Origin of the sequence: Rhodococcus sp. IEGM 1379 (genome assembly GCF_030056815.1) — a bacterium.
GTDB lineage: Bacteria > Actinomycetota > Actinomycetes > Mycobacteriales > Mycobacteriaceae > Rhodococcus_F.
In genome coordinates this window covers 35,844-58,484 of the sequence record NZ_JASHKR010000004.1, presented here as the reverse complement: position 1 = coordinate 58,484, position 22,641 = coordinate 35,844, and the positions used below count along the sequence as shown (strand labels likewise).

Annotated in this window: 23 protein-coding genes; 21 read left to right on the top strand and 2 right to left on the bottom strand. The window is 59.5% G+C overall.

Translation table 11 applies throughout. The features are described from left to right. The first annotated feature begins 66 nt into the window (after window positions 1–66). From QM600_RS03770 to QM600_RS03720, 11 genes are all read left to right on the top strand, one after another. Entirely contained in the window at window positions 67–861 is a 795-nt protein-coding gene (locus QM600_RS03770; RefSeq protein ID WP_283260148.1) for a hypothetical protein, read from the top strand. 10 nt (window positions 862–871) lie between these two features. Continuing rightward, on the top strand, window positions 872–1,294 hold the full coding sequence (locus tag QM600_RS03765; RefSeq protein WP_283260147.1) for a hypothetical protein: 423 nt from the start codon (window positions 872–874) through the stop codon (window positions 1,292–1,294). Then, window positions 1,294–1,605 (top strand): hypothetical protein, encoded by a 312-nt coding sequence (locus QM600_RS03760; RefSeq protein WP_283260146.1) that lies wholly within the window; start codon window positions 1,294–1,296, stop codon window positions 1,603–1,605. Before QM600_RS03765 ends, QM600_RS03760 begins: the two co-directional genes overlap by 1 nt. Continuing rightward, the gene (locus QM600_RS03755) at window positions 1,602–1,820 is read left to right on the top strand and encodes a DUF7620 family protein (RefSeq protein WP_283260145.1); all 219 of its coding nucleotides are present in this window, start codon (window positions 1,602–1,604) and stop codon (window positions 1,818–1,820) included. Before QM600_RS03760 ends, QM600_RS03755 begins: the two co-directional genes overlap by 4 nt. Beyond that, window positions 1,817–2,158 (top strand): putative phage holin, encoded by a 342-nt coding sequence (locus QM600_RS03750; RefSeq protein WP_283260144.1) that lies wholly within the window; start codon window positions 1,817–1,819, stop codon window positions 2,156–2,158. The genes QM600_RS03755 and QM600_RS03750 overlap by 4 nt, the downstream gene beginning before the upstream one ends. Then, complete coding sequence (locus tag QM600_RS03745) at window positions 2,155–2,574, top strand: hypothetical protein (protein WP_283260143.1); 420 nt, start codon at window positions 2,155–2,157, stop codon at window positions 2,572–2,574. The genes QM600_RS03750 and QM600_RS03745 overlap by 4 nt, the downstream gene beginning before the upstream one ends. Before the next feature lie 9 nt (window positions 2,575–2,583). Next, complete coding sequence (locus tag QM600_RS03740; RefSeq protein WP_283260142.1) at window positions 2,584–3,021, top strand: hypothetical protein; 438 nt, start codon at window positions 2,584–2,586, stop codon at window positions 3,019–3,021. An 18-nt stretch (window positions 3,022–3,039) separates the two neighbouring features. Next, window positions 3,040–4,179 (top strand): hypothetical protein, encoded by a 1,140-nt coding sequence (locus QM600_RS03735; RefSeq protein ID WP_283260141.1) that lies wholly within the window; start codon window positions 3,040–3,042, stop codon window positions 4,177–4,179. Window positions 4,180–4,629: 450 nt separating this feature from the next. Then, window positions 4,630–5,325, top strand: coding sequence for a hypothetical protein (locus QM600_RS03730; protein WP_283260140.1), 696 nt, complete (start codon window positions 4,630–4,632; stop codon window positions 5,323–5,325). Between the two features lie 103 nt (window positions 5,326–5,428). Continuing rightward, entirely contained in the window at window positions 5,429–5,785 is a 357-nt protein-coding gene (locus QM600_RS03725; protein WP_283260139.1) for a hypothetical protein, read from the top strand. Window position 5,786: 1 nt separating this feature from the next. Further along, window positions 5,787–7,715: a right-handed parallel beta-helix repeat-containing protein gene (locus QM600_RS03720; RefSeq protein WP_283260138.1), complete on the top strand. Its 1,929-nt coding sequence runs from the start codon at window positions 5,787–5,789 to the stop codon at window positions 7,713–7,715. Window positions 7,716–7,763: 48 nt separating this feature from the next. On the opposite strand, the gene QM600_RS03715 is transcribed toward QM600_RS03720, so the two are convergent. Together QM600_RS03715 and QM600_RS03710 are read right to left on the bottom strand one after the other, a co-directional pair. Further along, complete coding sequence (locus QM600_RS03715) at window positions 7,764–9,941, bottom strand: acyltransferase family protein (RefSeq protein ID WP_283260137.1); 2,178 nt, start codon at window positions 9,939–9,941, stop codon at window positions 7,764–7,766. Between the two features lie 181 nt (window positions 9,942–10,122). Beyond that, on the bottom strand, window positions 10,123–10,395 hold the full coding sequence (locus QM600_RS03710) for a DapH/DapD/GlmU-related protein (RefSeq protein WP_283260136.1): 273 nt from the start codon (window positions 10,393–10,395) through the stop codon (window positions 10,123–10,125). 927 nt (window positions 10,396–11,322) lie between these two features. On the opposite strand from QM600_RS03710, the gene QM600_RS29750 reads away from it, so the two are divergent. The 10 genes from QM600_RS29750 (at window position 11,323) to QM600_RS03665 (ending at window position 22,637) form a co-directional block, all read left to right on the top strand. Then, window positions 11,323–11,853: a DUF6932 family protein gene (locus QM600_RS29750; protein WP_502942873.1), complete on the top strand. Its 531-nt coding sequence runs from the start codon at window positions 11,323–11,325 to the stop codon at window positions 11,851–11,853. After that, on the top strand, window positions 11,840–12,919 hold the full coding sequence (locus QM600_RS03705) for an Lsr2 family DNA-binding protein (RefSeq protein WP_502942872.1): 1,080 nt from the start codon (window positions 11,840–11,842) through the stop codon (window positions 12,917–12,919). The genes QM600_RS29750 and QM600_RS03705 overlap by 14 nt, the downstream gene beginning before the upstream one ends. A gap of 381 nt (window positions 12,920–13,300) precedes the next feature. Further along, window positions 13,301–13,933, top strand: a complete 633-nt coding sequence (locus tag QM600_RS03700; RefSeq protein WP_283260134.1) for a tyrosine-type recombinase/integrase — start codon at window positions 13,301–13,303, stop codon at window positions 13,931–13,933. A 74-nt stretch (window positions 13,934–14,007) separates the two neighbouring features. Then, window positions 14,008–14,769, top strand: a complete 762-nt coding sequence (locus QM600_RS03695) for a hypothetical protein (protein ID WP_283260133.1) — start codon at window positions 14,008–14,010, stop codon at window positions 14,767–14,769. Continuing rightward, window positions 14,769–15,314, top strand: coding sequence for a hypothetical protein (locus tag QM600_RS03690; protein ID WP_283260132.1), 546 nt, complete (start codon window positions 14,769–14,771; stop codon window positions 15,312–15,314). The genes QM600_RS03695 and QM600_RS03690 overlap by 1 nt, the downstream gene beginning before the upstream one ends. 46 nt (window positions 15,315–15,360) lie before the next feature. Continuing rightward, window positions 15,361–15,636: a hypothetical protein gene (locus QM600_RS03685; RefSeq protein ID WP_283260131.1), complete on the top strand. Its 276-nt coding sequence runs from the start codon at window positions 15,361–15,363 to the stop codon at window positions 15,634–15,636. After that, entirely contained in the window at window positions 15,636–16,094 is a 459-nt protein-coding gene (locus QM600_RS03680) for a hypothetical protein (protein WP_283260130.1), read from the top strand. Before QM600_RS03685 ends, QM600_RS03680 begins: the two co-directional genes overlap by 1 nt. Window positions 16,095–16,110: 16 nt before the next feature. Further along, on the top strand, window positions 16,111–16,638 hold the full coding sequence (locus tag QM600_RS03675) for a hypothetical protein (RefSeq protein ID WP_283260129.1): 528 nt from the start codon (window positions 16,111–16,113) through the stop codon (window positions 16,636–16,638). 57 nt (window positions 16,639–16,695) lie between these two features. After that, window positions 16,696–17,211, top strand: coding sequence for a hypothetical protein (locus QM600_RS03670; RefSeq protein ID WP_283260128.1), 516 nt, complete (start codon window positions 16,696–16,698; stop codon window positions 17,209–17,211). 101 nt (window positions 17,212–17,312) lie between these two features. Then, window positions 17,313–22,637, top strand: coding sequence for a transglycosylase SLT domain-containing protein (locus QM600_RS03665; protein ID WP_283260127.1), 5,325 nt, complete (start codon window positions 17,313–17,315; stop codon window positions 22,635–22,637). Window positions 22,638–22,641: the final 4 nt, after the last annotated feature.

The following is a 22,641-nucleotide window of genomic DNA, read 5'->3' as shown; positions in this document are numbered from 1 at the left end:
ACCTGCAGACTCCTGCGGTGTGCCCGGCGGTGTTCCACTGACCCCACACAATTTTTGGAGGCTACGGTGGCTGTCGCACCGGCTCTATACGTCGCAGCGCCGACGCTCACACCCTCACGATTCGGACTCGTCACCGCCGCAGATTTGGTGGTCCCCGAGGACCGCCACTTCGTCAACGGTGTCCAGTTCGAAAGCAACCCTTCTGGACCCGCGAAACTCACCGCTGCGGAATGCCTCGAATCACCAGGCCCCGACCGCACCGTCCCCGACGGCATCGAGGTCGTTGAGGCGGATCCGATCATCGTCTACAACGGATTCACCTGCCGCGCTGTCGGTGTCGATGAATCCGAGATGCTTGACCGCGCCCGTAAAGCCCTCACTGGTGGTGAATGGGCAGCTGTCGAGAAGGCGCTGCCGTTGATGACCGCAGACACCGACATCTTCACCACGACCGCTGTGCCATTGGTGAAGGGCATCGGGCTACTCGAGGACCACCTCACCGAGCAGTACGGCGGTGTCGGTGTCATTCACGCACCACGACACGTCGCGATGTTCGCGGCCGAGCGCCGGCAGATCGATGTCGAATCCGGCCGCAAGGTCACCACCTTGGGCACGCGTTGGTCGTTCGGCAACTACCCGAACACCGACGCCGACGGCGATGCCGCAGCAGTGGATACGGCGTGGCTCGTCGCGACCGGTGCTGTGCAAGTTCGCCGCAGCGAAGTCAAGCAGCGTCCCGTGACGCTGGCTGATGCACTTGATCGCCGTACCAACGAAGTCTTCGCGATCGCTGAACGCACCTATGTCGTCTCGTGGGAAACCGTTCAAGCCGCCGTCCTCGTCAACCTCACAAGCAGCTAGGAGCACTGTTATGCCTTCAATCATTCCCGAGCCCGAGCAGGTCTCGGAAGTTGCTCGCACACTTCTGGATGCGGCGGACTTACCTGACGACGTCCGCACTGACACGTCCGGTCCTCGGCTGGCGTTCGTCGTCTCTGATGAGCTGGCTACTCGAGCTGGCTTCGGCGAGTACGACGAAGACCCAGAACCTGCCGCCGAACCGGACACAGAAATCGAGATTGAGACTGCGCTGGAACAGCTCCCGGAGGCGAACCCGGCAGTCGATCTCGTTAAGCCTGAAACGGTTTCTGTCGAGGAGCCACCCCGAAGCGGTAAAGGCTCCGGCGAAGAAGCCTGGAAGCTGTTCCTCAAAGACCAGGAAATCGAGTTCGCTGACACCCTCGAGCGCAACGAACTGATCGCACTCTGGGACGCACACCAGCAAGGAGCCTGATGTCCGTCCTCACACCCTCAGCGTGGGAAGGGATCAGCACCGTCACGGTGGTGATCCTTCTCGCGCTGTTCGTAGGTCTATCGCTGATCCGAGGCTGGATCGTGTTCGGCCCGCACCACAGAGAGATAGTGCGCGTCAAAGACGAAGTGATTGCGGATGTTCGCGGTACACGTCTCGAGGATCAGCAGATCATCAGGTCACTGTCCGACACGGTGAACGCTCAGCGCGTTAACGGTGAAGTATCCGCGCACCTGTTACAGGCGATGCAAAACATGCACGCAGCGCCTGACGCTGGGGGTGGTCCCTCATGAAGTGGCCCTGGGCGAAGAGGTGTGCGAAGGAACTCGACACTGCCCGCTCGCAGGCACGGGAAGCGGCTGAGGAGCATGCCTATTCGACGCAACAGCGGATAGATGCCGAGCAAGAAAAGCATCTCGCGACCAAGGTGGCCCGGAAGCAGCGGCGCCAATTGGAACTCAACGGATGGACCGAATTACTTCGACAATCGATGGGCGGTGCCCAATGACGCTGGCAGCCAACGTCTCCCTGCTAGTCCTGGCCTGTCTGGTCGCTGCTTTCACGTTGATCTACCTGATTCGGTCACCGTGGCGGAAGAATCATGTCGGCCGGATTTATGCGGCGAAGTCGACGATTCTTTCGGTGGTCCTCATTCAAATCACTGTGGCGGTGTGGGGATCTCCGGACTTCCCGTTTCGTCAGGAGATTCGCCTGGCGATTTATGCTCTCGGCGCCTTGGTGTATCTACCGATGATCTGGTCGTTGGTGCGTGAGCAGCAGCGTGACCGCCGGGAGCCTGTGGACGAAAATTCCGGAGCAGTGGAAGATGAGGCGGCCGCAACATGACTGTGATCACTGAGGTATTCCGTCGGCTCGATAATGTCGCACCATCCCCGGAGGATCTGGGGTTCGTGTACTTCACTGTCAACGAACGTCGTTTCGTTTCATCCGGCAATTACGTGCTCGTCAAGGTGAAAGTGAAGTGCCGGCTCGTCAACGGTGTTCTCACATCACCTGACCTTGTGCCAGGTCCGGCGATCGCGCACGTCGGCACCGAAACGTACAACATCGAAATCCCTGACTCGTCTACACCGGTTCGGTTGTGGCCGCTGATTGATGCAGGTATGCCTCCGCCGACAAATGTTCCTGGCTTCGTCCGCAACGCCGGCGGTATCGCCCGTATTCAGCGGACCACAATCGCCGAGTATGCGGCGATGCCCAGCAAAGACCCCGAAACCCTGTACATCACTTTTGAGTCCTAGGAGACTGACATGGCTGTGACAGCAAAGCTTTTCGGACTCGCATTGCAGTCCGCGTTCAACAAGGAAATCGACTGGGACACCGACACCATCAAGGTGATGTTGTGCACGAGTGCCTACACACCAGATCAGGACACACACCGATACAAGTCGTCAGTGACGAACGAGGTGTCAGGCACTGGGTACACGGCGGGTGGTGCGACTTTGGCGTCGGCGTCGGTGGCGTACACCGCAGGAACGAATACTCTCGTTCTCGATGCGGCGGACTCGACATGGTCAACGTCAACGATCACCGCTCGGTATGCGGTCATCTACAACAGTTCGCCGGGTACGGATGCGACACGGCCGTTGATCGCGTATGTCGATTTCGGGGCGGACGTGTCGACGACCGCGGGAACCTTCACCATCACCTGGGACGCAGCCGGCATCTGCACGTTGACTGCTGCCTGATCGGGAGGGGCCTGACCGATGGGAATCTTCAACCGCGATCGTTCGATCTCTGGGATGCAACTGGACGGCAACCTTGCGATCCAGGCGCATCTCGGGGAGATGTTGGTGTGGGATGGAACGAGAGCAGCATTCGTCTCGGTGCCTTGCGCTCGTGTGTCAACAACTGTTGTCGTGCCTGCTGTTTCGGCGGGCGCCGTCTCGTCGGTTTCCAAGTCGGTCGGGTCCGTCGCTGTAGTGGTTCCGGTTTTGACGGCTTCATCGGTTGTTCGTCCGGAGACCACAGTGATCGTGACGGCGAGGGCTACCGACCCCTCTGTGCGCGGCGATTCCACAATCATGGCTGAAGTCATTACGGTCGCGGGTCAGACTTTGCCCGCTGTGGCCGCGCAGTCCTTTTCGGCGTCGGTTGTCGCTCTCGCGGCGCCGTCCGGTGCGGTTGTGCGGATTCCTGTTGTTGCTGCTGCCTTCAGTGCTGTGGTGGCGGCGACGGTGGTCAATGCGATGCCCGTGGTGCCTGTAATCACGGCTACTGGAACGGCTGTGTTGAACAGTCCGGTGGCGGCGGTGAATGTGGCTGCTCGGGTGCCGGTTGTTTCAGGTAGTTCCAGAGTGACCGTTCTCGCGGTTACGGGCGAGGTGGCTACTGCGGTGCCGGTCGTGTCGGCTTCGTCGGCGGTTGCGGCTGTGAAGGCGGTCGTGACGGCACTTGCTCCGGTTCCTGTCGTCACAGGAGCCAGCTTCGCGGTTGCGGGCATGACGAAGAACGGTAGCCAGACCACGACAGCAGGAGCGTCGGGCGCACGGAAAGATGTAACCGGTTGGACTGCGGACTCCGGGTCGACGGTCACGTCGAACGCCCTGATCGTGTCTGGTCCGAAAACGAGTGCGACGATCTCCGGGCAAATACGGTTGACCACTGCCTATCCGACGTCGACGATCATCACCCCGTATCTGACAGTGAACGGGACTCTCGTCAAGACTGGTACAGCGGTCACTGTGTACGGCGAAACCAAGAATGTTCCGGTGTCTGTCACGTACACGGTCTCGGCGGGGGATGCTGTGAAGTTGCAGTATTCCAATATCGACAGCGACTCTGGTATTCCTGCTGCGGGCGACACGATTGTTGCTGGCGTGAGCACGTTCCTCCGCGTCACCTGACCCTGCACGACAAAGCCCCCAACTTCGCGGTGAGGTTGGGGGCTTTCAGTCGTTTGTGCGGGGCCCGGCTGGTCTTCCCTTACCCTCCGGACCCCGCACAGCGACGATAGCAGTATTCGAACGAGTGTGCGAAACTTTGGGTATGTCCAGCAGTGAATCCGCACCCCTCCACTGCCGCAATGGACACCCCCTGGGGCCGAACCAGTGCCTCGTCGGCTGGGAAGTCTGCGGCTGCAGCCAAGCTGTGCACGGCGGACATCGAACTCACTACTGCCGAACCTGTGGACAAACCGTACGAACCCCACCTTGTGCCGGCGCGATGCCCCAAACCGACCGCTGGACCAACAAACCCGCACACATCCCCACCGCACATCCACGCAGCGACTATCCTCACTTGTAGAGAGCTGCTGGCTGTGGGCCGAGCGAACAACCTTCCGCTCGGAGGCTCACATGCCCACCACCGTCTGGCCCAGCATCCGCTCCCACGTCGTCCGCGCCACCAAGAACGATGCATGCGGCGCACCCGTCATCGGCCCCAAGTCGACCATCGTGTCCGACGGCCACATCTCCATCAAGATCAGCCCACAGTTCGAGGACGGCGAAGAAACCGCACCGAAGAACGCAGCTGGCAAGATCGCGTTCGTCGACAAGGCGCAGGACGAACTGAAGTACCTGAACGTCGAAATCGCGTTCCTGAAAGTCGATCCCGAACTGTTCAACATGGTCACCGGACAGCCGATTGTCCTGGACCACAACGGCAACGCGACCGGTATCCGTATCGGCGCAACCATCCGATCCAACTTCGGCCTCGAAACATGGACCGACGTCCCCGGTACTGTCTGCGGACCCGACGGCAAGCTGTACGGGTACGCACTCCTGCCGTGGATCAAGGACGGCCGACTTGGTGACTTCTCCTTCGAGAATGCGTTGGCGAACTTCACGATCACCGCGCGCACCGAGGCGAACTCCCCATGGGGTGTCGGCCCGTACAAGGTGGTCTTGAACGAGCCGGTCTCTCCCGCAACGGAACCGGCGCCGGGGCCGCTGCTGACGCCGATTGCTGCCGATCAGCACATCCACATGGAACCCACCTCGATCATCTACCCGGCGCCGACTGCTGGTGCTGTCGCGTTGCCGACCCCTTAGGTCCCTTGTTGCCCGGCTTTTTGCCGGGTAACGACGCGCTCCCTGGTTAGCCCTCGGGGAGCGCGTGGGGAGTAGGGGCACCAACTACTTGTAGGAGATTGCTATGGCGTTCGTTGAGCGCACTGACTGGGTGGACACACCTAGACCGCCCGCGAAGCCTGGTGAAACTCCGGTCAGGTCCGCGGATATCAAGCGGTGGGAACGCGGCATCAAGAAGGCTCATGAGGAGATCGACGGCCGGTTGTCAGAGGCTGCCCTAGACGGCACTTATGCCCCGGCCTTCGCGACGACTGGGATCACGTACGACGGCAGCGGAAACGTGCAGACGGTCACCGAGAACGGGATCACGACGACGTACGCCTACAACCCTGACGGCACGGTGCACACCGATACTCGCGCTGGTGTGACGCGCACTTACACCTACGACGGTTCAGGCAATCTGACCGGGATTGCGAGCTGACATGGACCCCGTAACTCTCGGCATGGCGAAGGCCGATGCTGCCAAAAAATACGTCCGCCCTACGACAGTCGACTTGGCCAGCTTCCTACTCCCTGGCGAGGCCATGCCAAACGATGGTGTCGCCAATGCGCGCCCACTGTTGCAACGGGCGCTCGATGCCGCGGCGACCCAAGCCGTCACGGCCGGGCCGGTCACCATCAAACTGCCGCCCGGAAAGTTTCGAATCACATCGTCAGTGCGTTGGTTCAACGGGTACCACGTCGGATTCGTGGGCTCCGGGCGTGCCGCCACGAAGATCCTCCCCACCGGGGAAGCCGTGTTCGGCCTCATGGACCCGTCGTTCACGATCGGCAACTATCTGGACGATCTGATTTTCGCCGATATGACCATCGACTGCACTGAACAAGTCAGCGGCGCAAACAATGTCGGAGCCAAAGGCATCGCGATGCGCTGGATGCGTAACGGCCGCTTCGAACGAGTCCGCTGCATCAACACGTGGGCAACCTCATTCGGGTGCGACTTCCTGCAAGACACCACCTTCGTGGAATGTAGCGCAATCAGATCCGGGCGCGGCGTCACAGGCGGACACGACAGCTTTGGTGCAGGCTTCGGAATTGGTGTCGGAAACTTCGCGGTCGAATCAGTGTCCTTCGTCAACTGCTACGCCGAGGACTGCTGGTCGGCGGGATTCTTTGTAGAACGACTCCTCGACATCCCGGCACCGAAAAGCGCACGTGGCTTCGCAATGATCGGATGCACCTCGATAGGCGGTTACAACGGTCTTCGTGACGCGGGTGGCGATGGCGTGATCACGTCCGGCTGCCACTTCCTCAATGCGTCGAACGCTGGCGTGCATGTTGACGGATACTCGTTGTCGGGTCGGCATGGTGGACGGAACGGCAACGTCTCGTCAAGTGTCATCCGCGGTAACGGTGTCGGCGTGCTTGTCGGTAACGCCGCTACGGGGGCGTACACGTTCGACAACAACGAGATCGCCGCAAACATCGGGGCCGGGGTGTCAGTGACCGGACAGGTTGGCGCGGGTTGGCGCTTCGACAGCAATCGTGTCGAAGGCAACGGTGCTGGCGGGATCGTGCTTGACTCCCCACTGGTTGTCCGGCCTGAGCTGTCGCGCAATACGATCCGCAACAACGGCACTGGCGACGGCATCAAAATTGTGGGCGATGTGGTGGAACCGAAGATCATCGGCAACACCATCCAGGGCCATCGAGGTGTTGGCATCAATCTTCCGGACGCGACAAAGTTCATGACCGACCCCTTCGTCCAGAGCAACGTAGTAACGGAGAACTCAGGCGGAGGGATCGTCAACGCAAAGGCTACAAACGATGCAACCCTGATTGCCGGTAACCGGGTCGGTGCATCGTTCACAACGCTGACGAACTTGTTCACAACACCTTCTTACGAGACGAGCGTGACTCAGGTTGCCGCACTGTCGCGGTTTGATGCGCCAACTCAGGTGACTACGGTCGATGCGAAATCCGGTGGCGCACACGCCCGCATCGTCGTGAATCAGGCCGGGTCGGCAACCGTTCGCATCGGCAGAGTGAGCGCGGCGCTGGCCGGTAGTTACACACTGTCGGCGTGGATTCGCACCGACAAAGCCGCGCTGATTCGGCCCTTCACGATCGGGTTTTGGGCAGCCAACGCATCTCAGCGGACATGGCACCGAGGCGGGTTCCGGGCAACGGGAGACTGGCAGCGCATCGACATGACCGTGGTTCTGCCTGCTGATGGCAGCCGCCTCGACTTCAATATCGCGCTCGATTCCGCGACGGTGGGGATGGTGCTGGATGTGGATGCAGTGATGGTCACGACTGGGACTGCGTTGTGGCCGTATTTCGATGGGTCCAGTCCTGGTGCTGCGTGGTCTGGGACGGCCAATGCTTCCACGTCCGTACTGACGCTCTGACCTGGCTGTAAATGCGCACCTCCCAAATATGGGAGGTGCGCATTTCGATCACGCCGTCGGCAAGATTGTTGTTTGCAACTCGGGCGCGAGCCCCTCGCTGTATGTGGATGTCAGGTGACCGGAATCAACGTATACGGGAGTGGACCCAACGAACGACGGGCAGTACCCGGAGGTGGTGCAGAACCACTCTCGAGAGTCGACGAATTGCGCTCCTACCTTCCCTGCAACCTCCGCTTCTGCCGCATTGACGGTCAACCAGTCGCCGCTAATTGCTTTGGTGCAGTCCGAAGGATTACCGAATTTGGCGGCACACTCAGCGAGATTCCCTGCTCCAGGAGGCGATGTCAACAGCACCGCCTTCTTCGGGTCGGGAAGTTCAGACATCACCGAACTCAGCCCGTTCGTCCACTCCAACTGTGCGGTCCCGCCCTTCGCTCCGCTCCGTAGTCGAGAGACGGTCAGGTGCGAGTCGGAGATGACGACCAAGTCTGGATTGAGTGCGCGCACCCGGTCGAGAGCCCAAGCTCGATGTTCAGTGCACTCGGTGTACGCCTCTTTGGATTTGTTGCTCGCTACAGCGTCAACATTCGCGGTGGCGCAACCTTCCATTGTGTAGGAGTGAATTCGGTACCCCTCCGCGTTTAGGCCGGCTACGAGCCCTGGCAGATAACTGACCGCTATTGAATCGCCCAACACGACGGCAGTCTTCGGCAAAGTGGCCGACCCGTACACGCATTGAGATTCATTGTTCTGCGTGACGTTGATACAGCCGTTCTGCTTCCACTGTGGTGCCCGGAGATCTTCCAAATGATCGATCGAAGGGTTGAAATCGGGGAATTCGGTGGCCCGAACTGCGGCCGCAATTGCGAGGCCTCGTTCAGTTTGTGGCGCGGCATCCGTTCCGCTCTGCGCTGCTGCCAACGTTTCAGGAGGACGAGCGGTGGCAGCTGGCGTCGTGAAAGCAACGCCGGATAGGACCAGACCGGCGGTGAGTGCGATCAGCGAGAGTGTCCCGATCGTCTGGTTGGACTCTTTCATGCGAAGGTTTGACAGTCGCCATCGCGACAGGTCCAAAACCTTCCGGTCACGGGTTTCGTCAGAGGATAAGAGCCAGTTCGACTTCCGGATTCGATCCTCATAGAAGTGGTACGCGGGTATCGAGAGCCCAAACATGAGCAGCAGTGCGCTGCAGTAATAGAGGTACCCACTGGGATCAATCAACGTTCCGAGCAGGATGATCACGGGCCAATGCCACAGATACAACGAGTAGGAGATATCTCCGATATAGGTACTTACTCGATTAGTGAGCACTCCAAGGAAGCGCTGATCACCGGATACTCCGCCGCCGATCACGAGTGCTGCGCCGATCACGGGGACAGCCGCCCAGGGAGCAGGGAACCCGCTTCCACCTTCGGCGATAGCAAAGGCGCCGACAGCGATGAAAATCAGTCCGGCCCAGGCCATGAACGGGCGAATTCTATCGGGGATCCGTTCGAAATATCCGATGCTGATAGCCATTAATGCGCCGACTCCCAGTTCCCAGACCCGGGTAAAAGTGGAGAAGTATGCCCACGTCGGATTGCTAGCGGTGTCGAGCAGTGAGTATGCGAATGACGCCGCTACGACGACGCCCATGATTCCGGCCGAGATCGCGAGGCGGACTTGGCGTGACCACTCTTTGCGGGCGACCAGGAGTCCGATCGCCAGGATTACCAGGGGCCATACGAAGTAGAACTGCTCCTCCACGCTGAGCGACCAGTAGTGCTGCAATGGAGATACCGGCCCGGTAGCAGTGAAGTAGTCCGTACCTTCGATTCCGAACCGCCAGTTCGATACGAACAGAAAAGCCCACAATGCGTCGACCACCGTGGACTGAAATCGGCTGGTCAAAAAGATCATGTAAGACGCGATGCAAGTGACGACGAGAACGAGTGTGGCGGCAGGAATAATGCGTCTAATGCGGCGACGGTAGAAGCTTGAAAACGAGATCCGACCCGTCTTCTCCATCGTATGCATCAGTGATCCTGTGATGAGGAATCCCGAGATCACGAAGAAAACGTCGACGCCGATGAACCCGCCACGCGGCCAGCCGAATAGATGCGAGAGTACAACCAGAATGACTGCGACCATGCGCAGGCCTTGGATGTCGAGTCGCTGGTGAGGCTTTGCGTCAGCCTGCTTCGTGCCTCGACGCCCATGCTTGAACGGCAGTAGTAGAGCAACCACGAATTGACCCCTCAACGGATATTGGCCCCCGAAAAGGTTTGAGGGACTCACGGAATATATCTGCCCATTGGTCGATTTGCCTGATTGGCGAGGAGGCTACGGACCTAGGTCCGAAGATCGCGGGACGTAAACCGCCCATCCCAGAATTACAAAGGTCGGACGAGGAAGGATTGGCGCACCGTCAGAGCCGAGCTGGGATGTCGTGGTCTACGACGGCACCAGCGCCTATTCGGGCATTTGCGCCGATCGTGATGTCACCGACCAAGATGGCACCGGCTCCGACTCGAGTCCCGTCGCCGATTTTCACTCGACCCAGGACGGTCGAGCCGACACCGAAGTACACATCATCCCCAATGGTGGGGACATTCATTTTGTCGTGGCTGTAGCCGCCGATTGTGACGCGGTGATAAATGGTGGCACGGTTCCCGATCACGGCATTGGGATGGAGTGCCACTCCGCGTCCGCCGTGTGGCATTCGTAACGCTGGACCGCACTGCGCACGCCCCGGGAGATCAGCTCCAATTACAAGCTGAAGCCATAATGCGTCAAAAAGTTTCGCGGCGACTCGTTTGGGACCTCGGAAGCGGCCGCGATTGGCAGCCTGGTTGATCCGAAAAACCGTCACAGTGACGCGATCGAGTAACCGTTTGTTCTCAGCCATATCGGTGTTGATTGTTTGCATAAGTAACATTTGCGAATCATTCCATGCCGGAAGGTTCAAGCAGGTGGGACGAAGGTCACCACTTCCAGAAAGTAGCCCGCCCAGAATTGCTCACTATGCCCCGCCCTGATCCGTCAGGTGCGGGCGTTTTGTGTTGACGGGCAGGATCTTGCCGGGCTGACTTTGCGGGCGGTCCGGCAAGACCCTCTGTCGGTTTGGTTGCTGAATCACTAAACCGGCAGGCCCTCGGCGCGCCCAAGCTGTCGAGGACGGGCGCACAGAACAGGGGGCTTTCTGGAAAGGTCGGGGGACATGCCGGAGGGCCGAAGACCTACTGCCCGAGGATCTACTTGCGCAAACGCTTCGTGGTGCAGCTCACGTGGGAGTGTTGCGCAATTCAGGCATGCTTTATGTCAACCGCCGAGACGGAAACCCTCCCGGCTGCTTCGGGGGGATTTTGCACCGGACATTTTCGCTGCGCAATAAGTCCACTGTGTACGCACTGAACTTTCATGCAGGGACTTGATGGTTCGCAATAAAGGGCGCGAACACGTCAATCACCACGAAGTTGTTCTGGCCCGCAGCCTTGCGGACACCCGCCGCCGCAGCGTCCTGCTGACTGGCCGAGGTAAGCCGCCATCAGATGGCGCAGTGGCGAGTTCAGAGGTCCACTGAAACTTTCTTGCCGTAGCACCTATGATCAGTCCATGAGGAGGTCCAGTGATACCAGATTTTGACGCCAGTGGCTTCCTGCCTCGCGGAAGATATTGCACAGATTCCGATGAGGTGCGGAATTCCCTGGTCAAGGCCTCGATGTTTGCTGCATCCTCGACCAGAGTTGGAGTTTGGGAAGATTTTTTAGACGTAGTCGATTTAATAAGGCGGAAGAGAGTGAGAGTTCCCGCAGCATTCATCGGCGGGAGTTTTATCACAGATAAAATAGACCCCCCAGACATTGACGTTGCCATTTTTGTTGACGTGTCGCGGATAACGAGCCCCAACACGCTCGACGGGATCAAACAGATCGTTCAGGACCCAAAATCTAGGGGACTGAATGTAGATGCATTTCTTATATTTTGGCATCCTGATGGATCAGAAAACGGAGCCGAGCGAAGTTATCTTGGGTCACGCGGAAAATGGGACGACTTTTGGCAAAGGCACGTTCCAAAAGCTGATCGACCTTTTCCAGAGCGACGTCATTCCATGCCTGTCCGAGGGTACCTGGAGGTTGATCTCGATGGATATGTCTAGAGAAGATAGGCTCGCAGCCCTAGAAGCGTCCTTTTCTGAAGTTGAAATCGATCCTATAGGATCCGTTGAAGAGTTCGCACGGTCCGAACAGTCCCGTGCCGCAAGGCACTTCGGGTTCAAAAAACCAGTATTTCGCACTTCCGTGAGAATTCGATTCTCTGGCGAGGGGGTGAATGGACACGATCTACGAGGTGGAACTGCGGCTGGAGTAATTGGAGGATTTTCTGGATCACTTGATGCTGTTGCAGAAAAGCTTCAGCTTTCTCCCCAGTCCGCCAATCTATATTTGTCGCCAAATGTGGACGCAGGATCGACAATTCTTGAACTATATGGTGAACCAAGCTCCGACGAGGAAAAGATTGACACCAGGATTGACGATACACCTGTGGACAGGGCGATTTCTGAGCTGTTCACCATCCTTGAAAGGGTCAACCTCTCAGAATTGGGCGCGGAAAACAATCTACCAATTGATAGAAACATAGGAAAGCGCCTTCTTGGTCTATCTAGAGAACTCATCGAGGGGTCTGTTGATCTTGATATTTCATGGACCAAGCCAATGGGTTCAACGACCAAAATAGATTTCGGAAGAAAATCCGCATATAAACTCAAATCATTCTTTGAGGTAGAAGAAACTCAAACGGAGGAACTTTCAGAAATAGGAACGGTTGAATCCATCTCAACCTCCGGGGTGATTGGTTTCACGAAATATGAATCAAGGAAACTGATCAAGATACAAGCTTTGGACTACGATCTGGAAGAGCTTAGAAACCTATGGGCCAAAAGCGTTCAGCTGGAATGGACTCAGGTAACTAAACGTCACCCTCTCAGTGACGAGACAACCATTACTCGAACAATGGATAGCATTCGATCAGTGGCAGAGGAAGAAATCTCCGCATTACGTCAAGTGTCCAAGCTGACACGTGCTGTCACCTCTACCCATGCAATTCGTCAGTGGGCGGCTGCTAACGGTTATATGGTAAAGCCCAAGGGGCGAATCCCAAAAAATATCAAAGCCCTGTACCGAGGGCCACGCCTTGAAATAACAGATGGATCGGAAAACACGTAATCAATGCCCCGCCCCGAGATCCGGGTGCGGGGCGTTTTGTGCGCTAGAGGGAAGTGCTCACCGGCGCGAGCTTGTGAACGCGGTGCGCCGGTGAGCCGTACGCACCGTCTCGAGAACGATGCGCAGTTCAAGGGCCCGCCTTCTGAGTGACGGGCAGAAGGCGGGCCAAGCGCGACGACTACACGGATTCGCCGCAGCAAGAGTCAGATGCCCAGCAGTGGGCCCGCGTAAACCTTGTCGAATGACGAAGTCCCCACTCTCGCAACGTGGGTGAGAAATTTGCTTGTGTACCATCGGCCACGGCCCCTCGAATACGAGAGCGGCAATGCTCCCTCGACGGTGCACCGTCGACTGTCCTGCTTGCGGATGTTTTACCGGATCATGCACGTCGATGGACACATCTCACGCAATCCTGCCGAGTACATCAAGATGCCGAAGGTCTTCTACGACGAGGCGCGCATTACCGGACTGTCTCGCACTGAGATGTCCGCACTCGTCTGCGAAGGCCGGGCGTCGAAACCTTCTGAGGGAGCATTGATTACGATGCTGGCTTTGCTCGGGCTTCGCGTGACGGAGGCGTGCAACGTCGACATCGAGGATTTTCAGGAGTACGAGCGTGACCACCGCGTGCTGCGCATGATCGGTAAGGGAGGCAAACCTGCCACCATTCCGCTGCCTATCCCGGTCGCCCGGGCGATGGATGCGGCAGCTGCGGGACGGTCAAGTGGCCCGCTCATACTCCGCGCTGACGGCTCTCGGATGACGCGCCGCTCAGCTGACAGGGTGGTGAAGCGGCTCGCAAAGAAGGCCGGCATCGTGAAGGTGATTTCGCCGCACGTCCTTCGACACGGTTATGTCACCGCGTCTCTCGACGCCGGGATCCCACTGCGTGATGTGCAGATCATGGCCCGGCATTCTGATCCGCGAATGACCCAGCGTTACGACCGGGCGCGCGGAAACCTCGATCGGCACGGTAACTACGTCCTGGCGTCATTCCTTGGCGGCGCTGCATAGCGTCCACAGGATCGGTGCACCTCGGATTCCGGTAGATACAGTTATCTGTATCTACCGGAATGATTGGAGACATCGTGAGTGCAGGATTCGATTGGCCGGTGCAGTCGTCGGCGAAAGAGTGGGCTGATGCGGAGATGGCAGACAAGGAAGCGATGGGGGAGTTGGCGATCACGAACCTGTGGGCGCTGACGGGAAGGGTGTTCGGGTTGCGGACGTCGACTGTGCGGCCGTGCTTCAGCCCGCGCGACTACTCCACCTATCAGGGGCGGTCCGGTGTCGGCGCCGACTGGTTTCCCGGCTTGGTGTCAGGTTCGTGGATGCCCGGCTCGTGTGGTTGTGTCGACGGCTGCCACCACCCCACCGAAGTCGCATTGCCGGGGCCGGTGCACTCCATCGTCTCCGTAACTGTCGATGGTGACACCCTCGACGCCACCGCCTACCGGATCCGCAACAACCGCTGGCTGATCCGCGTCGACGGGGAAGTGTGGCCACAAAACCAGAACCTCACCGTCGCCGACGATGCAGAAGGTGCGTTCACTGTCACCTACAAGCAGGGCCTCGAGGTACCACTCGCTGGGCAGCTGGCCGCTGGTGACCTCGCGGTGGAGTTCCTGAAAGCCCGCAAAGGTGGTCGTTGCAAACTCCCGGACCGCGCGCAGCACGTGGCTAGGCAGGGCGTCGACATCCAGCTCGTCGACGCGCAAGTCCTGTTCGAGCAAGGGTTGACTGGTGTTGCGTCGGTGGATCAGTGGATCGCCGCCTGCAATCCGCACAAGCTGAAGTCGCGGTCGCGCGTGCATTCGGTGGATGCTCCTCGGGTTGCGAGGTTTCGCTGATGGATGTCTACGGCAAAGCTCAGCAACTTCTCAACGAGCTGACCGCGAAACTCGAAACGACGCGCGCCGGCCAAGTGGATTACGCCGCCGTGCACCCCGGCGACATCGTCCCCGCCTACGGCTGCGAGACAGCGTTCGTGCGCCCCGGAAGGATCTGGCCGACAACCGCGTTCCCTAACCAGCTGAATCCGGCACAGACGGATCTGACGCAACCGGTGTCGTACGCGGCGGACCTCGAGGTGGTCGTTTACAGGTGCTACGGATTCACGGAGAAGAACGAGATGCCGGAACTGTCCGAGCTGGACTCCCTGGCTCGTGACGCCCTCGACGACGCGCGCGCGATGATGCGTGCCGTGCAATGCGCGTTCGATCGCGGCACACCAGTATCCGTCAGTCCGTGGATGCCGCGCGGCCCATCCGGTGGCATTCACGGTGGATCGCTCACCGTCACAGTCGGTGTCGAACTGTGGTGCCCGTGCGATGCGGTGATCCCGGAGTTTGATTCCGTGTTCGCACCTATCGAGGGCGATCCGCGCATCGAATGAATTGCGGTACATACAGTGCAACTGTGTCCACAGTATGATCTGCGGTATGACCACTGTGCATGTTCGTGCGAATCAGACCACGGTCGATTGGGCGGAGGGCGCCGACATGGTTGTCGAGCGCACTCCGTTCGTCGACAAGCTCATCACGAATGGCGGACTCACCGACCTCGACGCGTTCAAGACGGATCCGAGTCAGCCGTACGTGACGTACCGCGACGAGGAGGCTGTCGTCGACGCGCCGATGGCGGTGCTCGAGGTTGACGACGACCCAGACGTCAATCAGATCCCGAAGCCCCCGCGTGCCCGGAGGAAGACCACCTGATGCCCGCCCATGTGGAGTTTCATCGTGAACGCATGGCGCGGGGTCTCGCGCAGGATGCTGTCGCGTGGTCCGACCGCATGGGCCGTCAGGTCGTCAACCGTGCCCGCGTGAACTGCAACGTCAACACCGGACAGTTGCGTTCGTCGATCACACACCACGTGACCTTGTCTGGTACGTCCGCGAAGACACGCGTCGGATCGCCCCTCGAGCGGGCCCGGTACATCCACGAAGGCACCGGCATCTACGGACCAAAGGGCAAGCCCATCGTCCCGGTCACCGCGAAAGCACTGAAGTTCCCGACACCGAAAATGATTGGCCCACTAGGCCGCGGCGGCTCACGCAGCCCAGGCGGGTTTGTGTTCGCGAAGTCCGTCAAAGGCATCCAACCAAACCCATTCCTCACCGACGCACTCAAAGACGTCCTCGGCACCCACAACGTCACCGTCCGACCCCTCTAACCGAAAGAAGATGACGATGCCTCCTCGTACCCGCAAGACCGCAACCAAGCCCTCACAAGCCGACGGCAACCCCACCGCCCGGGAAGTCGAAGCAGTACTCGACATCATCGAAACCCCCGACGAAATCCTCGACGCACCAAAGGTCATCGACGACAAGGGCCTCGCCATCCCCGACGAGTTGCAGTTCAGCACCGACGACCTCCCCGACCTCCCCGACGACGACGGACACATCGAGTACCTCACCGTCGATGGCTTCGAACTCATGGCCCGTAAACCCGAACCGGCAGCATGGAACCTGGTCATCGGCATGATGTCCGACGACGCCACCGCAGCAGACAAAGCGCGTTCGCTGCAGACGTTCATCAACCACGTCTTCGATGACCAGTCCCGGATCTACATCAACCGCCGACTGTTCGCCCGCGGCGACAAGTTTGATCAGGACTTCCTCGAGCGCATCGTCGTGACCGTCATCGAACGATTCACACCGGAAACGAACCGAGAAGAGCGGCGTGCTCGAGCTCGCGCTTCGAAGCGTCGCCGATAGTCAGTGGCAGAACCATGGGTCTCAGACCCGACAGCGTGGACAGTGGACGGCCGGGTCATGCACGTGACCCGGCCGGACCTCGTTCCGCTGGTCAACATGGTCGTATCGTTCACCCCGATCCATCTGGTATTCGGATCACTGAGGGACGATGCGGATAAGCAGTTCCTGTTCGAGCAGATCCTCGACCCAGAATCCCGTATCGACAATCGACTCCTCGACGCGGTCGCCGATCAGCTTGTCCTCGAATGGTTTTGGATGCCCCGCTGGACAGTGCAAGAAATCTGGTACCGAGTACTCGGCGCGTGGGCAGAAGTCGACGGTGAATTGCAGATGCGCGGAGTGGATCTCATTACCTTGCCGCCGGCGCGGGCGACGAACGCAGTGAAAGCGTTACTCACCAAGTGGGTATCGGCGGACGCAGACGCAAGAGCCGAGCTGCACAATGACTTCACCACTGAACCACTCCGCATCCTCCGAAAGCACCAGGCGGAAGAAACAACTCCCGAGGCCGTCGAAGCTGCGGCATACGATTTCACCGCCGCACTCGAGCTGATGAAGCAACATCAGCGGTGACTTTCCACCAAACCCATCCCGTGCAGATACCCTGCATATAGAACTTGTCGCTGGCTGTGGGCCGGGCATCACCTCTTGTGTGATCCCGAGGAGCGCCCAGCGTGACTGCCCCGTACGCGAACGCCGTTGTTACTGCGGAACTCGACTGGGGCAACGTCGGGACCGAGTTCGAGGCCCGGGTCAGGGTTGCGGCCGAGAAAGCAGCGAAGGCCGCGCAGAAGCAGTTCGATCGGGTCCGTCTTGCGGCGAAGGTCAGTTTCCGTGCCGATGTGGTGGAGTTCCGTCGGCAGACGCAGGAACGACTGAATCAGTCGGCGTTCTCTGCGACGGTTGTGTTGCGTGCGAATACTGCGAAGTTCCATGCCGATGTTCGGAAGGCGACGAAGAACCTTCCCGATGCAACGGTGAAGATCAAACTCGCTGCTGGAAACTTGCAGCCGTTTGTGCGAGAGATCGAGGAGCGACTTCGGGTCGCGCGGATTACGGCCCCGGTGTTCTTGGAGGTCGCAAATGAAGCTGACTTCCTAGCTCATATCGCGACACTGACACGTCCTGTCACGCAGACCGTCAACATCGTCACCAACGGCGGCAACGGAAGCGGCGATGGTAACGGCAACGGCAACGGTTCTGGTTCCGGAGATGGTCGGTTGCGCGGTGGAATGGTCCGTCGGATCCGCATGCAGATCGACATGGATCGATCCTCGGTTGCGAGCGCTGAAGCTCAGATCGCAGCACTGGAAACACGCCTGTCCGGGGCGCGAACAAAGCAGTCGGAGTCCCTCGACCGCGTCCGAGTCGCGCAGGCACGACTTACCGAAGTCAATGCGAACGCCAACTCGACAACATCGCAGCGCCTCGCCGCCACTGCTGCGCTGACTCGCGCCAACAACGAACTTGGCTCGAACACAGCGCGAGTCACCCAAACCATCGGCGACCAGGCTGATGCTCATCATCGGTTGCGGCGTGCTCAGGAGAATCAGAATTCGACGTCGCGACTAGTGCGCGCCGGCCTGGGCGGACTCGCCGAGACCGCGATGAACATGGGCAAGAACCTACTCTCATCGATCAGCCCAGCAGGATTACTCAAGACGGCGCTCATGGCGCTGGCCGCGCTGAGCTTGGTTCCGCTGGTCGGCCAGCTCGCTCAGGCCGCAGGGATCATCTCACTGTTGCCTGCAGTGGCAGGTGCTGCTGTTGCTGGTATCGCGACGATGGTCATCGGTTTCACGGGCGTGTTCGATGCGTTCTCGAAAGGTTCGAAGGCCGCCGAGATCGCTGCGAAAGGTACTGCGGCTGCAGCGAAGCAGCAGGAGGCTGATGCGCGGAAGCGTGCACAGGCCGCGAAAGCTGTCGCCTCGGCGGAGCGTGGCGTCGAGAAAGCTGTCGATGGTGTCGAGCGCGCTGAACGTGGAGTCACAACTGCACAAAACCAGGCGGAGAAAGCTCAGAAGAGTCTCAATCAGGCTCGTGAGGACGCGAAGACAACGATCGACGACCTGAACTTCGCGCTCAAGGGAACTGCGATCGACGAACGTGACTCGGTGCTCGCATTGGCCCGCGCACGGGAGGCCTACGACAAGACGTTCGCAGATCCCGCCGCGTCGGCACTAGATCGGTCCGAGGCTGCTCTCGGTGTGGATAAGGCACTGCGCAGGCAGGAAGAGGTTGGGCGCCGGAATACGCAGCTCGCGAAGGATGCGGCTGATGCGAACAAGAAGGGCATCGAGGGTTCGGACAAGGTCATCGACGCGAAAGAGGCTGTCGCGGCGGCTGATCAGGGTGTTGTCGATGCGAACAAGTCGGTGGTCGACGCGCAGGAGCAGGTCACGCTCGCGCAGGAGAACTTGGTTGATGCGCAGGCTGCTGAAGCGGAGGCGATGTCTGCGAATGCTGATGCGATCGATGAGTATGCGGATGCGCTTGCGAACCTGTCCCCGAATGCTCGTCGCTTCGTGGAGGAAGTCCGCGGGCTCAGTGACGCGTGGAAGACGCTTCGTCTCGAAGTTCAGGAGAAACTGTTCGAGGGCCTTGGTGATTCGATAGTCAATCTCGCAAACAACTATTTCCCGCTACTCACGTCCGGGCTTGGCGGAATTGCGACGGAGATCAACGGTGGTCTTCGGCGCGCGATCGATGACTTGTCGACAGATTCGGTGAAGCTGGACTGGACGAAGATACTCGAAAACACCCGCCTCGCAATCGGTCCCGTGATTGACGGGTTCTCCGAACTGTTCGGTGCCCTCACCAACATCGCTGCCATCGGCTCTGACTTTCTTCCCGGATTTAGTGGTTCGTTCGCGGACACGATGAAGGAATTCCGGGAATGGACTGAGTCCGATAAGGGCGAGCAATCAATCCGGAACTTCATGGAGAAGTCGATCGAGTCTCTGAAGCAGGTCAAGGACTTGTTTCTCGCTGTCGGTGATGTCGTTGGTGGGCTTTTCAAGAGTTCGGAGCAAACCGGAAAGTCGATGATCGAGTCAATGACGGACTCACTTCGAGAATTCGCAGCTTGGATGCGCGAACCCGAAAACCAAGCGAAGATGCGGAACTTCTGGGAGGACGTTCGCACGACCATCACCGACATCCTGAACCTGGTGAAGGAAGCCGGAATTCTGATCCAGAAGACAACAGATCTAATGAATCGAGCATTTCCATCTGATGGTGCCGGAACCGGGGCTGTCGGTGCTGTCACGAGCGCTACGAACGGTGATGTCGGTGGCGTAGCGAACAGTTTAGGTGGCATTTCGGGTGACTCATACGCGTCAGTTCTCAAATCGGCGGGTGTCCCTGGGGCGGGGCCACTCACCGGCGGCGCAATACAAATGGGCATCGACAACGTGAAGAAGACCTGGGGGTGGATGACAGGAATTTTCGGTGGAAATGACGGTCCGAAGCCCTCGAACCTTCCTTCTTTGGAAGGCGGTGGCGGCTTCGCACCGACCACCGGCAATGGGACTGCGTTTCTTCCGGGCCAAGAGCCGACTGTCCCAGCCCGTACCTATAGCGGTGGCCGCTCGATCGGGCTCAAGGAATTCACGCGCGAGGAGTGGGAAAAGACGTTCGGTGACGTCGAAGAGTTCGACCGAAAGCTTGAGGAGTTGCAGGCCAAGGCGATCGAAACTCAAGAGGTCGGCAGCAGCAACTTCGGCACCTTCGGATCGAACGCAGCCAGCGCTCTCGCAAACCTCGGCACCGGAGATTTTGCGGCGTTCAAGACAAACCTGGCCGACCTCGGGAGGAACATCCTCGGAACCACCGACGAAGGCGGAATCAACTGGGGCAAACTCGGTTCCAAGATCGGCGGGGCCACCCTCGACATCACAAATCGGATCTTCCCTGGCTTCAAGACCGGACTCGCCAACTTGAAGGAGTTCGCTCTCGGAATTGTCGAAGCTTTCGGCGGCGACTGGGATCGTCTCAAAAACATGGCAGCGGATCCGATCAACTGGATCATCCGGAACGTCATCAACGGCGCACTCAAAAACGCCTGGAATGCAGTCGCCGCAGTCATCCCTGGACTGTCCAAGTGGGACGGCGTCGCGGAGATCGGCACGTCCGACGAGGGAGCTGACAAGGCATTCTTCGGATTCGCTTCCGGTGGCATCGCTCCGACTACTGGCGTCATGTCGGGCTACTCGCCCGGCCGCGACGACCGGATGATCGCCGTCGGCGGTGGCGAAGCGATCATGCGTCCCGAGTGGACGCGCGCGATGGGACCGGCGTACGTCAACAGCGCCAACGCTGCGGCCCGAAGCGGTGGCGTGGCAGGGGTCAAGCGATTCGCCGGCTACTTCTCCAACGGCGGCATCGTCGGAAACATGGAGTCGATCATGGCGGAAAAATTCCCCATGCTTCTCCAGAATGGACGCGCGTTCTCGTCATACCGTGACGGCGACCCCGGGTACCACGGGCGCGGGATGGCAGCCGACTTCTCCAACGGCGGCATCGAAGGCACACCCGAGATGAAGGCCGCAGCGACGTGGTGGGCAGACAACTTCACACCGGACCTCAAAGAGCTCATCCACTGGCCGTTCAACCGAAATGTCAAGGACGGTAAGGACGTCGGGACTGGTTTCTACGATCAGGGCACGTACATGGATCATCGTCACCACCTCCATGTGGCGACGGACAAGATGCTCGGCGCCGACGGTACCTCCTCCCCAGCTGAACCCGGCTTCCTGGATCGAGTCAAGGACGCAGTGGGCGGCGCTATCAGCGCCGGCCGGAATGCGATCGCAGTAACAGCTCGTGGGCTGGCTTCTAAGCCGTTCGATGCACTCAAGTCGGCAATGCCGGACTTTGGTGGCACCCTCATGGGCCAGGTGCCCGGCGCAGCGCTCGACGCTATCAAGAGCAGCTTCCTGGACAAGATCAACTCGTTCATCGGCGCTGGTGGATCGTCTGCCGACGCGGGCACGACACCGTGGGATCTCGGGGCCGGTGTCGAGCAGTGGCGCGGAAAGGTCATCGAGGCACTTGAGCGCGAAGGCTTCGACAGTGGCACCCGCAACCAGAACCTGATGTTGGCGCAGATCAAGTCGGAGTCGGGAGGTAACCCGAACATCGTCCAGAGCGTCCAGGACGTCAACTCCGGCGGCAATGAAGCCGTCGGTCTACTGCAGGTCATTCCAGGAACCTTTGCGGCCAACCGAAACCCGGCCCTGCCGAACGATCGCACGAACCCGGACGCATCGATGTCAGCAGCGTTGCGGTACTACCGCTCGACGTACGGCGACGACCTCGGTGCAATGTGGGGGCAGGGACACGGCTACGACCAGGGCGGTATCGCGAGCGGCATCGGCCTGATGCCGAAGAAGATCCTGACTCCGGAGCGGGTGCTGTCGCCTGAGATGACTGCAGATTTCGAGCGACTCATCTCGGTGCTCGAGCGCCCGGACTTCATCGAGATCTTGCGCCAGATGCCGAACAATGGCGCCACGAATGCAGCGGCCAATGCTGCGGCAGCGTCTGGTCCGAGTACTCCGGCACCGGCTGTGATGAACGCTGCGGCGACTTCCGGTCCGTCGACGGCATTCGATCCGAACAACACCGGCTACGACGACACGTTCTACAAGGACACCGTTGCGCGTGGCGGCAAGGAAGGTGCCGACGCGTGGTTGGCGCGGCAGGATTTCGGGCCGCAAACGCGGACGTGGGGTATCAACGCGCTCAAGGAGATCGGCGGTGAATTCGCGGCACCTCTTGGTCTGGGGGAGCGCCTCAACGAACGTATCGACGAGGGGGCGAAGGAGTACATGCGTTGGCAGGGCCGCGATGAGCGTGCAGCACAGTACGCCCAGTCCAAGAGCAGCGGAGATACCTACATCACCAACGAGTTCCACGGTTACCAGGGCACGCCGCAACAGTTCATCGCCGAAATTGACCGTCGTGCCCGACAGGGCCTGTCCGTGCTGACGCCGTAGGGAA

Coding starts and splice junctions, on each gene's coding strand:
- QM600_RS03765 (WP_283260147.1), top strand. CDS start 872: ATGCCTTCAATCATTCCCGAGCCCGAGCAGGTCTCGGAAGTTGCTCGC.
- QM600_RS03760 (WP_283260146.1), top strand. CDS start 1,294: ATGTCCGTCCTCACACCCTCAGCGTGGGAAGGGATCAGCACCGTCACG.
- QM600_RS03755 (WP_283260145.1), top strand. CDS start 1,602: ATGAAGTGGCCCTGGGCGAAGAGGTGTGCGAAGGAACTCGACACTGCC.
- QM600_RS03750 (WP_283260144.1), top strand. CDS start 1,817: ATGACGCTGGCAGCCAACGTCTCCCTGCTAGTCCTGGCCTGTCTGGTC.
- QM600_RS03745 (WP_283260143.1), top strand. CDS start 2,155: ATGACTGTGATCACTGAGGTATTCCGTCGGCTCGATAATGTCGCACCA.
- QM600_RS03740 (WP_283260142.1), top strand. CDS start 2,584: ATGGCTGTGACAGCAAAGCTTTTCGGACTCGCATTGCAGTCCGCGTTC.
- QM600_RS03735 (WP_283260141.1), top strand. CDS start 3,040: ATGGGAATCTTCAACCGCGATCGTTCGATCTCTGGGATGCAACTGGAC.
- QM600_RS03730 (WP_283260140.1), top strand. CDS start 4,630: ATGCCCACCACCGTCTGGCCCAGCATCCGCTCCCACGTCGTCCGCGCC.
- QM600_RS03725 (WP_283260139.1), top strand. CDS start 5,429: ATGGCGTTCGTTGAGCGCACTGACTGGGTGGACACACCTAGACCGCCC.
- QM600_RS03720 (WP_283260138.1), top strand. CDS start 5,787: ATGGACCCCGTAACTCTCGGCATGGCGAAGGCCGATGCTGCCAAAAAA.
- QM600_RS03705 (WP_502942872.1), top strand. CDS start 11,840: ATGGATATGTCTAGAGAAGATAGGCTCGCAGCCCTAGAAGCGTCCTTT.
- QM600_RS03700 (WP_283260134.1), top strand. CDS start 13,301: ATGCACGTCGATGGACACATCTCACGCAATCCTGCCGAGTACATCAAG.
- QM600_RS03690 (WP_283260132.1), top strand. CDS start 14,769: ATGGATGTCTACGGCAAAGCTCAGCAACTTCTCAACGAGCTGACCGCG.
- QM600_RS03685 (WP_283260131.1), top strand. CDS start 15,361: ATGACCACTGTGCATGTTCGTGCGAATCAGACCACGGTCGATTGGGCG.
- QM600_RS03680 (WP_283260130.1), top strand. CDS start 15,636: ATGCCCGCCCATGTGGAGTTTCATCGTGAACGCATGGCGCGGGGTCTC.
- QM600_RS03675 (WP_283260129.1), top strand. CDS start 16,111: ATGCCTCCTCGTACCCGCAAGACCGCAACCAAGCCCTCACAAGCCGAC.
- QM600_RS03670 (WP_283260128.1), top strand. CDS start 16,696: ATGCACGTGACCCGGCCGGACCTCGTTCCGCTGGTCAACATGGTCGTA.